This window comes from Bacillus sp. FSL R5-0560, assembly GCF_037966305.1.
GTDB classification, from domain to species: Bacteria; Bacillota; Bacilli; order Bacillales; family Bacillaceae; genus Bacillus; species Bacillus mojavensis.
On the sequence record NZ_CP150195.1, the window covers coordinates 557,941 to 571,520 of the forward strand.

The following is a 13,580-nucleotide window of genomic DNA, read 5'->3' on the forward strand; positions in this document are numbered from 1 at the left end:
TTAACTAATGGTTGTTCCTAAGTAAACATCAATGATACCAAGGGTTATGACCCCCTTGGTATTTTTTTGTGCTTGTTTTGAAATTGTCTACTGCCGGACTTGCCTAATGTAAGTCATTCGGACTTGCCTAATGTAAGTCATTTAAACGGTCAGCGGTTTCTCTTTGTTTGTAGGGGAAATATAAACATCTATTGTCGTTGTTATAATAGCTGTCCGAGTCTTTTTTATTGTTGCATAAACTTCGTCTTAAGCTTAATCTATGAATACATAATAAAGACGGAACCTATATTATTGCTGATAGGAGAATAAGACATATACTGTGATGTCAAAAATACCAATTATGGGGAAGGGATAAAGAAAAATCAAGATCGTGATATCTAAATGGGTGAAGAGCATAAAAAATTGTTAGGGGAAAGTACGATCAAACCGGTGAAGCTAACGTAGTGAAAAAGCAAACTAGGGAGGTCCTGATGACAAATCGTAGAACGAATCCTAAGGTTGATGAATTTTTAAGTAAAGCTGAAAAGTGGAAGGAAGAATATGAGCGGTTGAGAAATATCGTTCTTGACTGTGAGCTGACTGAAGAATTTAAGTGGATGCATCCTTGCTATACGTTTAATAAGAAAAACGTCGTTTTAATACATGGATTTAAAGGATATTGTGCGCTTCTGTTCCACAAAGGCGCCTTGTTACAGGATCCTCACGGGATTCTCATCCAACAAACGGAGAATGTACAGGCGGCGCGCCAGATTCGGTTCACCAATGTTCAGGAAATAGCTGAAATGGAACCCATCTTGAAAGCTTATATTAAGGAAGCCATTGAAGTTGAAAAAGCCGGTTTGGAAGTGAATGTTAAAAAGAATACGGAATACATCATTCCAGAAGAACTTCAACATAAATTCGATGAATTTCCTGCTTTGAAAACGGCTTTTGAAGCATTGACCCCGGGACGGCAAAGAGCATACATTCTTTATTTTTCTCAAGCCAAACAACCCAAAACTCGAGAGTCAAGGATTGAAAAATATATGAAGAAAATTCTCGATGGGAAGGGATTAAAGGATTAGTATATTCGTCAGAAAGGCATTTTGCTAAGTGAGATTTCTATGAATCTGTCATGAAAGAAGCATTGAAGGATGAAGGAATACCAAGATTTTTGAGTTCCTTGGTATTCCTTGTGGCACAAAAAAATACAGAGGGGCGGTCCAAGTATGAAAGAACTGCCCCTTATTTTGTTTGGCATTTTCGTTTAAATAAACCGATAACTGATTAATGAATAGCCATTATGTCAATGAGGCGCTTGATTTTTTCACTGTCTCCTGTATCAACGTACACGGTTTTTGTATTTTTTATTATATTCTCAGTCACTTCCCGCATTACGCCATTACTTACATCATCAGAGGAATCCCAGCGTAAAGGAACATTGTATACTTTAATCGTGCCATCGCCATTACCGCTATAAGTTACTGATCCATCCACTAATCGAGAGCCTGCTAACTGGATAACATCTTCCGGATAGCTAGCACTGGTGTCATCATTTGGATTGATTGGTTCGCCAGCCGAAATATGCCGAACATTCAATTCATCTATCTCTTGATTTGCTCCAAGCTGCAACCAAACTCTGGCATATTCAATTTTCTCAGAGGGATATTCCGTTAATTCATTGTCTTTTTGGCTTTTCTCCTCATTTCTTACTTCTTCTGAAGAGGTTTCTTGTGATTCATCTGTTGAGGATTCTTTTGAAGCATTTTCATTTGTTACGGATTTTTCTGATCCTGTTGTTGTCTCTGATTCACCCTTGCTTATTTGGTTGCTATCGTCAGTCTCATTATTATTTTCTTCAGAGTGTAATGAAGAATCATTATTTGATTTTTCTTCCTTACCGCCCATACATCCAACGAGCAATAAGACGAGCAGCATCAGGACAGCATTACAATAAAAAATATTTCTCAGTTTCTTCATTATTTCATTCCTCTCCCTCATCAACAGCCTTGCATGCTTTTCTTAGTTTATTCAGTTGATTTTTCAGTTGGTTATACCTAATATTACCATGGAATAGAAATGAAAGTTCGAAAAAATTATAGGAGAGGTAACGAATGCTAGATCAATCGTGTAAATCTCGACAGCTTTTTGAAATGATGACCACACGATATACGGGTGGCATTTCATTGAGGAATTCCCTATCTTTTATCAACTATATTGAATGCTTTTTATTTATTTCATCATTTGGTGATGTACTAGAGTGTGTGAATATGCGGTCTAATATCTGTTCTGTAAATGGCATAAAGGAATTAAGGATTATACCTCCTAAACAAACGGTTAATAAAGTCCCGACGCCAACTGGCCCATTTAAAATGATTGCAGCTATCAAGAATAAGAGGTAAATGAATGTTCTCGAAAAAAAGATATTTGTTCTGGTTAATTCTTTTATGATGAATGTCAATCGGTCAACTGGAATCGGTGCAAAATTTGTGTGCAAATAGGTTGCAGTTCCTAATCCTATAACAACTAAGCCGATTCCAAAACAAATCACTTTGCTGTACCATAGGTCAGGTGTTAACAAATTGTGCAATAAAAAAAGCCACATATCAATGCCAATTCCCGTTATAAATGCTGTTAACATCCCCAAAACTTCTGGTCTTTGTCTTTTCAAAAATGAATTACAACATATCAATATAAACGCTATTATGATTTCCCAACTTCCCACTGTAAGCCCCACATTCTTGGACAGTCCTACCACAACTGCATCAAAGGGTGAAGTTCCAAGGTTTGATTGGATAGTGAAAGAAATACCAAGGGTTAAAATGAAAATTCCTAATACATAAACAATATATTTCACTGTACTCGACCTCTTTTTTGTTCATTTTATTGCAAATACAATAAAGTTAATTTATATTTAATATATGGCATCTTTGTTGTATTTGCAACAAAGATATGTACTAAGGAGGTCATGATGAAGGAAATTCTTCGCGAAATCGGAATGATTGCCAGGGCATTAGATTCGATAAGCAATATAGAATTTAAAGAATATAACCTCACAAAAGGGCAGTATTTGTACCTTGTCCGAATATGTGAAAACCCAGGAATCATTCAAGAAAAATTAGCTGAAATGATTAAAGTAGACCGAACAACAGCGGCTCGTGCCATAAAAAAGCTTGAAATGAATGGTTTTATTAAAAAGATGGATGATGATCATAACAAAAAGATAAAAAAACTCTTTCCAACAGAAAAAGGGAAAGAAGTGTTTCCCGTTATAAAAAGAGAAAATGATCATTCGAATAGTGTCGCATTAGCGGGATTTTCTGAAAAAGAAGCAGAAACCATTTTTCACCTTCTTCAAAGAATTAGAAAAAATGTAGAAGTTGATTGGGAATATGTAAAAAAGGGGAACAAGAGAGATTATTAATTTTAAAAGGAGCATATAAGAGCATGAGTATAAAACTAAAAAAGTGTAGCCATGAAGATTTAAAAATACTCCAAGAAATAAGTATTGAAACATTCAATGATACATTCAGGGATCAGAATTCGCCAGAAAATATGAAAGCTTATTTGGAACGTGCATTTCATTCTAAACAGTTGGAAAAGGAATTATCCAATACCTCTTCACAATTCTTTTTTGTTTATTTGAATCATGAAGTCGCTGGATACTTAAAGATCAATACCAATGAGGCTCAGTCTGAAGAAATGGGTGATGAATCACTAGAAATCGAGAGGATTTATATCAAGAACAAATTTCAAAAACATGGTCTTGGCAAACATCTGTTCAATAAAGCTGTGGAAATTGCGCTGGATTCTAATAAAAAGAAAATCTGGCTAGGCGTATGGGAAAAAAATGAAAATGCTATTGCTTTTTATGAAAAGATGGGGTTTGTTCAAACTGGAGTCCACTCTTTTTATATGGGTGATGAAGAACAAATAGACTTTATCATGATCAAAACACTCGTATAACTCTTTATGAAAGGCGGGTTTATATGTATATTCCAAAATACTATAAGGTGACAAATGTTGATGACATTTGGGACTTTGTTCAAAACAACTCATTTGGCACAATTGTCACAACAGCACAAGGGAAACCAATTGCCACCCATTTGCCATTGCAGTTAATAAAAGAGGGAGATACTTACTATATCACGGGGCATATTGCTTATGGGAATCCTCAATGGAGAACATTTGAAGCCTGTGAAGATGTGCTTGTTATGTTTCAGGGACCGCACGCCTATATCTCTTCCTCTTGGTATGAAAAGGAAAATGTCCCAACGTGGAACTATCAAGCCGTACATGTATACGGTACAGCCAGCATCTTGAACGAAGAAGAGTTAAAACATGACCTGACAATGTTGCTGCAAAAATACGAAAAACACCGTAAGAATCCAGTTTTATGGGATAAGCTTTCTCCTCAGCTCTTAGAAAGCCAACTGAAAGGTATTGTCGGATTTAAGATGAAGGTGGGAGAAATTCAGGCTTCCTATAAATTAAGTCAGAACCGAAATGAAAAGGATTATATGAATATCATTGATCAATTACGAAAGGAAGGAGATTCAAACTCAAAACAAATGGCAGAACTGATGGAAAAGCGATTAAAAGATTAGATATAAGTCTTCCTTACAGCAGAGAGTTTGAATCTCTAATAAAGACAAGAGTGCGTAAAACCCTATCATAGGCATACCCTGAATGAAACATCCGCAGCGTCTGTTGACTCGGATAATAAAATACGGCGGGCTTCCTGCAGTCTAAGTTGTTTTTGAGATTCAATCGGTCTCATAGCTATTAATTTTTAAAGTGCCAGTGAAGAGTAACTCTGGAGAAGCATACCTACATGAGGGTATGTTTTTTCATTGTGTATAATTATTCGGATGCTATGGGCTTTTTCTGTTGCCGCCAAATTTTATATTATTGAGTGTTGATTAACTGAAGAATAATATAAAAAGAGACCAGTTCTAATTAAAAGAACTGATTAGTTATAAGTTCAAAAAATACTCTTAATGATTAAATAAAGTTTTCTTTGAGAGAACAAACTTTTCAGTGCTGAATGTTTGGTTATCTTGTTTCCATTTTACTTGAACAGTTATCTTAGACCCTTTTAGATCAGATTCTTCTAAGCGTTCTAAAAAGGAAAATGATTTTTCTTTAGCTGATCCATCACTTGAGTTACCACCTGAATAATCTTTCATAGGGATATCGCTGTTAAAATCTGAAGAATCAAGAAGTGTTTTATTATCTTTCATTATTGTTATAGATTTTATATAAGTTTTATTAGTTTTATCTTTATCGCCAATCCAAAGAATCTCTCCACTAAACTCTTTTGGAGCATCTTCATTCTTTTTAAAGACTACTTCCCAGTTGTGGTCTTTGCTTTTGCCTTTCCAGTTAGGATATATAAGGTTGTAGTAGTTAAAAATTTTCAAAGAGAAAAACACTAGAAAAACTATTGTTAAAGCAGAAACTGTGAATAAAACAGGTCTTTTATACTCTTTTTTCATGAAAAACCTCCAAGAAATATACTGATTTTATCTTGAAAGGTAATTATAGTATGAAAGTAGCTTGGATTCAAATAAGGAGAAACAAATGTAGATGCTCATAATCAAAATAAACAAAAGTTGATATATAAGGGTATTCCAACAAAATTCATAGTTTCTCTTTATTGAGAACTTAATGGGCGAATAATCCATGAAGGTTCAAGTCCTCTCAGCTACATCTCAATAATACCAAGGGTTAACCACCTTTGTGTTATTTTTTATGCAGAAAATACGTCTATGAGAGAAGTCTTCTTACCAAAAATAATCAGTTATCTTTGTGGTAATATATAGAAAAGACAAATCAACCGAGGATGAAATTTGTTCTATAAAGGAGATTCCCATGGAAGAAGTAAAAGTTGTGTATGCCTTGATTAAAAGTAAATGTAATCAGATATTAATGGTAGATAATCATGAAGGACATTGGTCACTTCCAGGTGGAAGGGTTGAACCTGATGAAACGTTAAAAGAAGCTGCTATACGTGAAGTGCATGAAGAAACAGGTTTTGAAGTAGAAATAGGGAATTTAATTGCTGTTAACGAAGCGAAATATGTAAAGAGGAATCATCACGCCATCCTTTTTACATTTGAAGCACGAATTGTTGGAGGAACCGAAGCGATTAAAAAGCCAAACGAGATACTGCAAATTGAATGGGTTGACATTGAACAGGCAAATGAACGAATGCCGTATTACTCAGAAGGACTTAATAAAATGCTGACAGGATACGCCCTATATAAAAATCAAGGAACAATAGGGTAACGGCAGTAATCGCCAGGGTAGTTTGGGACAAGTTCCAAACAAAAGAACAAAACAGCGGGTCACAAATGCTTCCCACTGTTTTGTACGGTACTTAGCTGATATTTTCTTTAATTGTTTTGGAAAATGTGATTGATTTATTCTCGCTAACAAATGTTGAGACTAAAAGGAGTGCGCCACCTAGCATTTGAACAATGGTCATTTGTTCTCGTAGGATCATTGCAGAAATTAATATAGCTACAAATGGGTCTACATAGCTTAGCATAGCAATACTCTGTCCTTTTAATTTTTGCATACCCGAGAAAAATAACCAAAATCCAATCCCAGTGTTTACAATCCCTAAAATGATGATAAAAGGAACGGATGATCTAGATACTCCAAAGATACCGAATCCTTCTGTAAAAAACACATATGGCAAGAGCAGCAATGCTGTTAATCCAAGTTGGATGATTGTAATCTCCAACCTGCCCATGCGGTGTATAAATTTATTTAGTAACATCAATGCAGTGTAACATGCAGCCGCAACTAATCCAAAAAAGATCCCAAGCAAATCATCTGTTCCAGAAGCACTTATGCCATTTCCAACAATCAATACCATGCCTATGATCGCTACACCAATACACACCATTTTTTTGACAGATAATTGTTCCCTAAGGACAAATGGTGAGAGGATCATGACAAACACAGGTGCAAAGTAATACCCTAGTGTGGCATTAGTAAGTGTTGTATGATTGTACGATTGATAAAGAAAGATCCAATTTCCCCCTAATGCAATACCAGAAAGAAATAAGGTATAAGCATTCGCTTTGACTAATTTTCATGGAATGGTTTTCTTCATCATCATGAACACAACTATTAAAAATAGACATCCAATTGAACTGCTTAGTAAAGCTGTTTCACTCGAAGATAAATCAATGTATCTTACAACTAAACCCATTGTGCCGAAAATGAACATTGATAATATAAACTGAATCTTAGATTTCATTGTCTACTCCTTCGAATCTGCGAAACAGCTTATATTTCGCAGATTCTTAATCTGTTTTATATATAAGCTTATTCACTGCTGATTCAACAGCTGGAGTAAACGGCGGTGGCGGAGAAGTTGGAAATGGCTTCCAAGTGTATAGAGTTGTATTTGATAGTAACATGCGAATCCCCCTATTTATATTCGTATTTTTAAAAGACTGGATATGACGAAAAGATGGTTATAACTAGATTATACATGAAATTTTTTCTTGAAAGATATGAATGTTTCATATTTGATTACGGCTCATAAAATAACATCTTTTAGATAATAATCACCCCACACAAAAAGGAACCCTTGTCGCAGAACGGTTCTGCTAAAGGTCTCTTTTCCGGAGTACTTTTTCTGCATTGATTTTTCAGATGTAAAAAAATACAACTTATTTACTTTTATCATACTATAATAGACTATATCAATAGGATCGGAGTGTGATTGGATGCAAACGAAAAAAGTTTATCTTTATATATGTAATACAATGTCAGACTGGGAATATGGATATTTGATTGCTGAACTAAACTCAGGAAGATATTTCAAAAAAGATGCAGCACCTTTAAAAGTAGTTACAGTAGGAGCTAATCAAGAAATGGTTACTACGATGGGAGGTCTGAGCATAAAACCAGATATTTCTATTGATGAGTGTACCCTTGAGAATAAAGATCTTTTCATTTTACCTGGAGGGAATACTTGGGGAGAAGATATTCATCAGCCTATCTTGAAAAAAGTTGGCGAAGCTTTAGAACTTGGCACTATTGTTGCTGCAATTTGCGGTGCAACGGAGGGCCTCGCGAATATGGGATACCTAGATTCTAGAAAGCATACAAGCAATGATGTAGCGTATCTTAAAATGGTCTGCCCTCATTATAAAGGAGAAACATTTTATGAGAGGGAGCCTGCAGTATCTGATGAGAATTTGATTACTGCATCAGGAGTAGCTCCTCTGGAATTTGCGATGGAAGTACTGAAAAAATTAGATGTATTTGCGCCAGATACATTATATTCATGGTATAACCTCAATAAGACTCATCAGCCTGAATACTTCTACCAATTAATGAATTCAATAGAGAGATGATCGAAATCATTCAACTGAGTTTTTCGATGATAAACTTATTTTAATAACACTAAGAATTGATGTATTGTAATAAAAAGCCTCTTAACCCGAAACTGATTGAAACATTTAGGTTCCTCCACCTCCATTGTTATGTGGCATACATGCCCATAACACCACTACTACGGAGTGTAAAGAAAATAAGCTTTAATTTAGGGGACTAGTAGGTGAATAATCCATGAAGGTTCAAGTCCCTCGGCCGAAACAAAGATACCAAGGGTTGTAGACCCCTGGTATCTTTTAATGTTCTCTTTAGCTTTTGCAGTTTTTTCCTTTTTGTTCCACTCGTTACAACATTCAGTTAAAATGAAATGGGATAAACAAAGGTTTTCCCCGTTTTTGCATAGTCTTTCTTACTTTGCGAATCGCCGAGCAGCTGCCACGCACAATATAACGGCGATATTCACGGCTACGAGTGCCCAGCCCACTTTCTCGTGCAGAATCACTGAGGCAAGCAGCAGTCCAAAGAAGGGCTGGAGGAGCTGCAGCTGTCCAACCGCCGCAATACCGCCTTGGGCGAGACCTCGATACCAGAACACAAAGCCGATCAGCATACTGAATAAAGATACATACGCAAGACTGAGCAGCGCAGGAACGCCGACGCCCGACCATGAGTCCGGCGTAAAATAGAATGATAATGGCAGCATAAGAGGAAGCGACAGAACGAGAGCCCAAGAGATCACCTGCCAGTTTCCCAGCCGCCGTGAGAGCCGTGCTCCTTCTGCATAACCGAGTCCGCATACGACGATAGAAGCCAGCATGTACGCGTCGCCGATCGGGGAGGATACTCCGCCTTGGATGAGGGCGAATCCTGCTACTAGTAAGCTGCCTGCAGCCGAGAAAATCCAGAAGGCTGGCCGGGGGCGTTCCCCTCCGCGAAGTACGCCGAAGATCGCCGTCGCGAGCGGAAGTAGTCCAATGAAAACAATGGCATGGGCGGATGTGACATACTGAAGCGCCAAGGCTGTCAGCAACGGGAAACCGACCACCACGCCGAACGCTACCACCAATAGCGCAGTTATGTCACCTTTGGCGGGTCGCTGCTGCCGGAAGATGAAAAGGAGCGCTCCAGCCAGTACACCAGCTATCGCAGCGCGGCATACGGTGAGGAACAACGGATCGAAGTCCGCCACAGCCAAGCGGGTCGCAGGCAGCGAGCCGCTGAAAATGAGCACCCCCAGAAAACCATTCATCCAGCCATTTGTTGCTTTGTTCATTTACAATCACTCCATCATATGTTTCTTCTCACAAGATCATTTTTTCTCTGTCAAAACCTGTATTTAAGGATTACAATGACTATAAACTGTAATTGACCTTTTAAAAACAGCCAGTTTTCATAAAAAAATGCATACCAGTTAGGGGAAACGAGCAAATGGATATCACGCCTTTTTTAAATAGAAATCTGGATATTCCGCTTTATCAGCAGCTTTATCAGTATTTCAAAGAAAACATGCATCAGGGGCGTATTCAAAAAGGAATGAAACTGCCATCAAAGAGGCTTCTGGCGAGTCAGCTTTCCATCAGTCAAACGACTGTTGAGCGTGCCTATGAACAGCTTGCTGCTGAAGGCTATATTGTGAGCAAGCCAAGAAGCGGATGGTTTGCTGATTATACTGATTCTGATTTTGTCCATAGTAAAATGCTTAGCACATCACCAGCGAGTCAAAAAGCGCAGAAAAATGAACAATGTATTGATTTTCACTACGGAAATGTAGATTCTTCTCACTTCCCTTTTTCCGCTTGGCGAAAAAGTATGGTCAATAGTTTGGACCAATATGGCCAAGAGCTTTATCGGCCGGGAAATGCTTTAGGGGAGCTTGAGCTGAGAACACTTATTGCAGAGTACCTGTATCAATCACGCGGAGTTCATTGTGTCCCTGAACAAGTGATCATAGGTGCCGGGAACCCTTTTCTTCTGCAAATCTTGTGCCAGGTTTTTGAACCGGATATTTTCATAGGATATGAGGATCCGGGTTATCCAAGAGCTAGGAAGATTTTTGAAGCCAATCGTATGAATATCGTTCCTATACCGGTCGACGATGAAGGAATTTGTATACAGAAGATCAAAGAACACCAGCCAACCCTTGTTTATGTCACGCCTTCTCACCAATTTACGCTGGGAACAATCATGACAATTAACAGAAGAATGCAGCTGCTCAAATGGGCGGCAGACAATCAATCATTCATCATAGAGGACGATTATGACGGAGAATTTAGATACACAGGACAGCCGGTCCCATCCTTGCAAGGGCTTGATCAGCATAACCGTGTCATTTATATGGGCACCTTTTCTAAATCCCTTCTTCCTTCGCTGCGTATCAGCTATATGATTCTCCCTTCGCCTCTTTTGGAAAAAGGCCATGACATCACTTCTTTATATAAGCAAACAGTGTCCTGCCACAGTCAGCTGACGCTGGCTCAATTTATAAAAAATGGAGAGTGGCAAAAACACATCAACAGAATGAGAAAGCTATACCGAAAGAAAAGGGCCATTTTATTAGAGACTGTGCAAAGAGAATTAGGAAAACACGTCAGGATTCGCGGGGAAAATTCTGGACTTCGTATCTTACTAGACGTTTTCTTGCCATTCAGTGAAAAAGAGTTAATTGAGAAGGCAAAGGAATATAGAGTGAAAATTTATCCGGTTTCTCTTTCTTATAAAAAACATCCTCCTACAAAAACTGTCTCACTGGGATTTGCAGGGGTTTCTGAAGTTGACATACGAGAAGGCATAAAAAAGCTGAAAGCTGCTTGGGAGATATAAGGGAGCTTTCAGGTTTGCCATTTGATATTCCTTCAGGTTGAATAAAAGAGCGAGTGACGGAGATTAACAATGTTGGCGGAAAAATCATACGAAAACGGCTTTTGCATTTTGCCTTTAATCAAAAAAAATCGGTTCATTTTATTGAATTTTATGAAAATTTATGATTATAATTAATATATCAAAAAAAATTGATTAAAGAGGTGATATGATGAATGATACCAAATTAGAACTGCTTCAGATTTATGAGAAAAAATTTAAAGCTCTAGCAGATCAAAAACGGTTAGAGATCATGTATGAACTTTGTCAAAGAGGAAAAACCTGTGTTTGTGATTTGACTGAGATCTTTAATATGACTCAATCAAAGCTTTCTTATCATCTTAAAATATTGCTGGACGCGAACTTAATTACTAAAGAAGTTAAGGGAACATGGAGCTATTATGATGTAAATAATCCTGAGTTCAATCAATTACTGTCAGACGAGGTTTGTTGTGTATTTAGAAAGAGCAGGGAGGGATGACGCGGTTACATTTTAACCAATAAATCAATATTTCTTGATGAATATCAATAAAGGGGGAATCATTATGATGTATGTTCATGTAGGAGTGAATGTAACCAATTTAGGGGATTCGATCACATTCTATGAAAAAGTTTTTGGAGTGAAACCTGTAAAAGTAAAAACAGACTATGCAAAGTTTCTGTTAGATAAACCGGGATTGAATTTTACGTTGAATGTTCGTGATCAGGTGCAAGGGAACCAAGTGAATCATTTTGGATTCCAAGTCCATAGTGTAGATGAAGTGTTGAGACATAAGGAGCGGCTTGAAAAAGAAGGCTTTTTTGCACGTAAGGAAATGAATACAACATGCTGTTATGCAGTCCAAGATAAGTTCTGGGTTACAGATCCCGACGGAAATGAATGGGAGTTTTTCTATACCAAGCCGAATAATGATGACCAAAAACAAGATTCTCCCTCTTGTTGTGTAACACCTGAGTGAAAGTGTTATTCATTTAGATGAAGGTCAAAATTTCCGCCGGCTAGGCAAATCCGATGAGTGGGTAAACATAAACATTAAGCTCGCTTAGCTGAACATAGTAAAAAGGAGCAGCACTTGTTGCTCTTTTTCACCTTTCTTTTTTTCATCATTTTTATATCCTCAGCTTCACCTAGGGGTGGTTCGGCTTGAGGCAAATGAAGCGAACAACAATGAAGAAGTCTATAAAACAACGATTCGCAGAAATATTAGGGTATTTTCTCCCTTTTTTGATCGTTTACCGTTTTTCAGAATTTCTTTTCGGCTTATACTTTGCACCCCAAGGGAAGAAGTCGGCCGGGCTATGAACATGTAGAAGCAAGTTCTGGAACTTATCAGAGGAATTCATTTATTGGTTTACTATTGGGAAATATACATATACCTTCTGAATATGGTCTTTAGTACAAATAACTCTATTATGGTATATTTAAATAAGACTAAATATTCGAAACGAGGAATGATATGAATACGAACAAAAAACAAAAGCATATTAAAATAAAAAGGATACTGCAAGTCATAATGGTTATTATTGGAGGAATTATAGCGGCATATGGACTGGAAACCGTATTGATTCCAAACAGTGTGTCTGATGGAGGGGTGACAGGCCTTAGTATCGTTGGTTCACAGCTATTTGATTTGCCATTAGGAGTCCTTATTGCAGCTTTAAATATCCCGTTTGTCTGGTTAGGATATAAGCAAATCGGGAAAGACTTTGCATTATTATCCATTATCGGAATCGTATCACTTGCCGCAGGTACAATGTTTTTCCACCACACTCCAGCTATCATAGAGGGGGATACCTTGCTAATAACCGTTGTTGGCGGGATTATCCTTGGATTGGGAATGGGGTTGGCCTTACGTAATGGCGGCGCATTGGATGGAATTGATATGCTCGCTGTGCTGCTATCTCGAAAATTGCCATTTGGAACGAGCGATCTCATTTTATTCTTAAACCTTTTTGTGTTTATTTTTGTATCCATTGTATTTGGCTTACAAGGGGCATTACTGTCAGTTATTGCTTACTACATTGCGTCTAAAGTCATACATATTGTTGAGGAAGGCTTAAGTGGTTCTAAAACCTTTCAAATTATTTCAACTCAGCCTGAATTAATGGTAGAGACAATACGTGATCAGTTAGGTCGAAGTGCTACCTATAAAGAAGCTTATGGCGGTTTTTCCCACGAGAAATTTAAAGAAATCACATGTGTCATCAACCGCCTGGAAGAAACAAAACTAAAGGAAATTATTAATGAAATTGATAAAAATGCCTTTGTTACCGTATATGACGTAGCTGAAGTGAAGGGCAGTAATTTTAGAAGACATACGAGTCATTAGAGAAAAACACAACGTCTAACCCAAAAGCGAGATACCGCTTTAAAGTAAGTCTCA

At 37.5% G+C, this 13,580-nt stretch carries 14 protein-coding genes and 1 pseudogene; 10 read left to right on the forward strand and 5 right to left on the reverse strand.

The window, feature by feature from the left end; all coding sequences use genetic code 11:
* The first annotated feature begins 470 nt into the window (after window positions 1-470).
* Window positions 471-1,064 (forward strand): YdeI family protein, encoded by a 594-nt coding sequence (locus NST56_RS02885; protein WP_326197416.1) that lies wholly within the window; start codon window positions 471-473, stop codon window positions 1,062-1,064.
* Window positions 1,065-1,266: 202 nt separating this feature from the next.
* Here the strand turns inward: NST56_RS02885 and NST56_RS02890 are convergent, their stop codons facing one another.
* The gene (locus NST56_RS02890) at window positions 1,267-1,959 is read right to left on the reverse strand and encodes a hypothetical protein (protein ID WP_339179820.1); all 693 of its coding nucleotides are present in this window, start codon (window positions 1,957-1,959) and stop codon (window positions 1,267-1,269) included.
* A 232-nt stretch (window positions 1,960-2,191) separates the two neighbouring features.
* Window positions 2,192-2,836: a YitT family protein gene (locus NST56_RS02895; RefSeq protein WP_268444381.1), complete on the reverse strand. Its 645-nt coding sequence runs from the start codon at window positions 2,834-2,836 to the stop codon at window positions 2,192-2,194.
* A 114-nt stretch (window positions 2,837-2,950) separates the two neighbouring features.
* Between NST56_RS02895 and NST56_RS02900 the strand changes: the two genes are divergently transcribed.
* The 3 genes from NST56_RS02900 to NST56_RS02910 are packed head-to-tail and all read left to right on the forward strand — an operon-like array spanning window position 2,951 to window position 4,586.
* Window positions 2,951-3,403, forward strand: a complete 453-nt coding sequence (locus NST56_RS02900; RefSeq protein ID WP_268444384.1) for a MarR family transcriptional regulator — start codon at window positions 2,951-2,953, stop codon at window positions 3,401-3,403.
* Window positions 3,404-3,426: 23 nt separating this feature from the next.
* Complete coding sequence (locus tag NST56_RS02905; RefSeq protein WP_339179825.1) at window positions 3,427-3,945, forward strand: GNAT family N-acetyltransferase; 519 nt, start codon at window positions 3,427-3,429, stop codon at window positions 3,943-3,945.
* A 23-nt stretch (window positions 3,946-3,968) separates the two neighbouring features.
* Complete coding sequence (locus NST56_RS02910; protein WP_339179827.1) at window positions 3,969-4,586, forward strand: FMN-binding negative transcriptional regulator; 618 nt, start codon at window positions 3,969-3,971, stop codon at window positions 4,584-4,586.
* Between the two features lie 390 nt (window positions 4,587-4,976).
* On the opposite strand, the gene NST56_RS02915 is transcribed toward NST56_RS02910, so the two are convergent.
* The gene (locus NST56_RS02915; RefSeq protein ID WP_339179830.1) at window positions 4,977-5,477 is read right to left on the reverse strand and encodes a DUF4944 domain-containing protein; all 501 of its coding nucleotides are present in this window, start codon (window positions 5,475-5,477) and stop codon (window positions 4,977-4,979) included.
* 376 nt (window positions 5,478-5,853) lie between these two features.
* On the opposite strand from NST56_RS02915, the gene NST56_RS02920 reads away from it, so the two are divergent.
* On the forward strand, window positions 5,854-6,270 hold the full coding sequence (locus tag NST56_RS02920; RefSeq protein WP_339179833.1) for an NUDIX hydrolase: 417 nt from the start codon (window positions 5,854-5,856) through the stop codon (window positions 6,268-6,270).
* 127 nt (window positions 6,271-6,397) lie between these two features.
* On the opposite strand, the pseudogene NST56_RS02925 reads toward NST56_RS02920, so the two are convergent.
* A pseudogene (locus tag NST56_RS02925) lies at window positions 6,398-7,252 on the reverse strand (DMT family transporter); the annotation flags it as partial.
* Window positions 7,253-7,727: 475 nt separating this feature from the next.
* Between NST56_RS02925 and NST56_RS02930 the strand changes: the two are divergent.
* Window positions 7,728-8,360, forward strand: a complete 633-nt coding sequence (locus tag NST56_RS02930) for a type 1 glutamine amidotransferase family protein (protein WP_326333813.1) — start codon at window positions 7,728-7,730, stop codon at window positions 8,358-8,360.
* Window positions 8,361-8,749: 389 nt separating this feature from the next.
* On the opposite strand, the gene NST56_RS02935 is transcribed toward NST56_RS02930, so the two are convergent.
* On the reverse strand, window positions 8,750-9,613 hold the full coding sequence (locus NST56_RS02935) for a DMT family transporter (protein ID WP_010333149.1): 864 nt from the start codon (window positions 9,611-9,613) through the stop codon (window positions 8,750-8,752).
* Between the two features lie 155 nt (window positions 9,614-9,768).
* On the opposite strand from NST56_RS02935, the gene NST56_RS02940 reads away from it, so the two are divergent.
* From NST56_RS02940 to NST56_RS02955, 4 genes are all read left to right on the forward strand, one after another.
* On the forward strand, window positions 9,769-11,160 hold the full coding sequence (locus NST56_RS02940) for a PLP-dependent aminotransferase family protein (protein WP_339179839.1): 1,392 nt from the start codon (window positions 9,769-9,771) through the stop codon (window positions 11,158-11,160).
* A 208-nt stretch (window positions 11,161-11,368) separates the two neighbouring features.
* Window positions 11,369-11,677 (forward strand): metalloregulator ArsR/SmtB family transcription factor, encoded by a 309-nt coding sequence (locus NST56_RS02945; protein ID WP_339182054.1) that lies wholly within the window; start codon window positions 11,369-11,371, stop codon window positions 11,675-11,677.
* Between the two features lie 64 nt (window positions 11,678-11,741).
* Window positions 11,742-12,155, forward strand: coding sequence for an ArsI/CadI family heavy metal resistance metalloenzyme (locus tag NST56_RS02950; protein WP_339179841.1), 414 nt, complete (start codon window positions 11,742-11,744; stop codon window positions 12,153-12,155).
* 498 nt (window positions 12,156-12,653) lie between these two features.
* Window positions 12,654-13,526: a YitT family protein gene (locus NST56_RS02955; protein WP_010333153.1), complete on the forward strand. Its 873-nt coding sequence runs from the start codon at window positions 12,654-12,656 to the stop codon at window positions 13,524-13,526.
* Window positions 13,527-13,580: the final 54 nt, after the last annotated feature.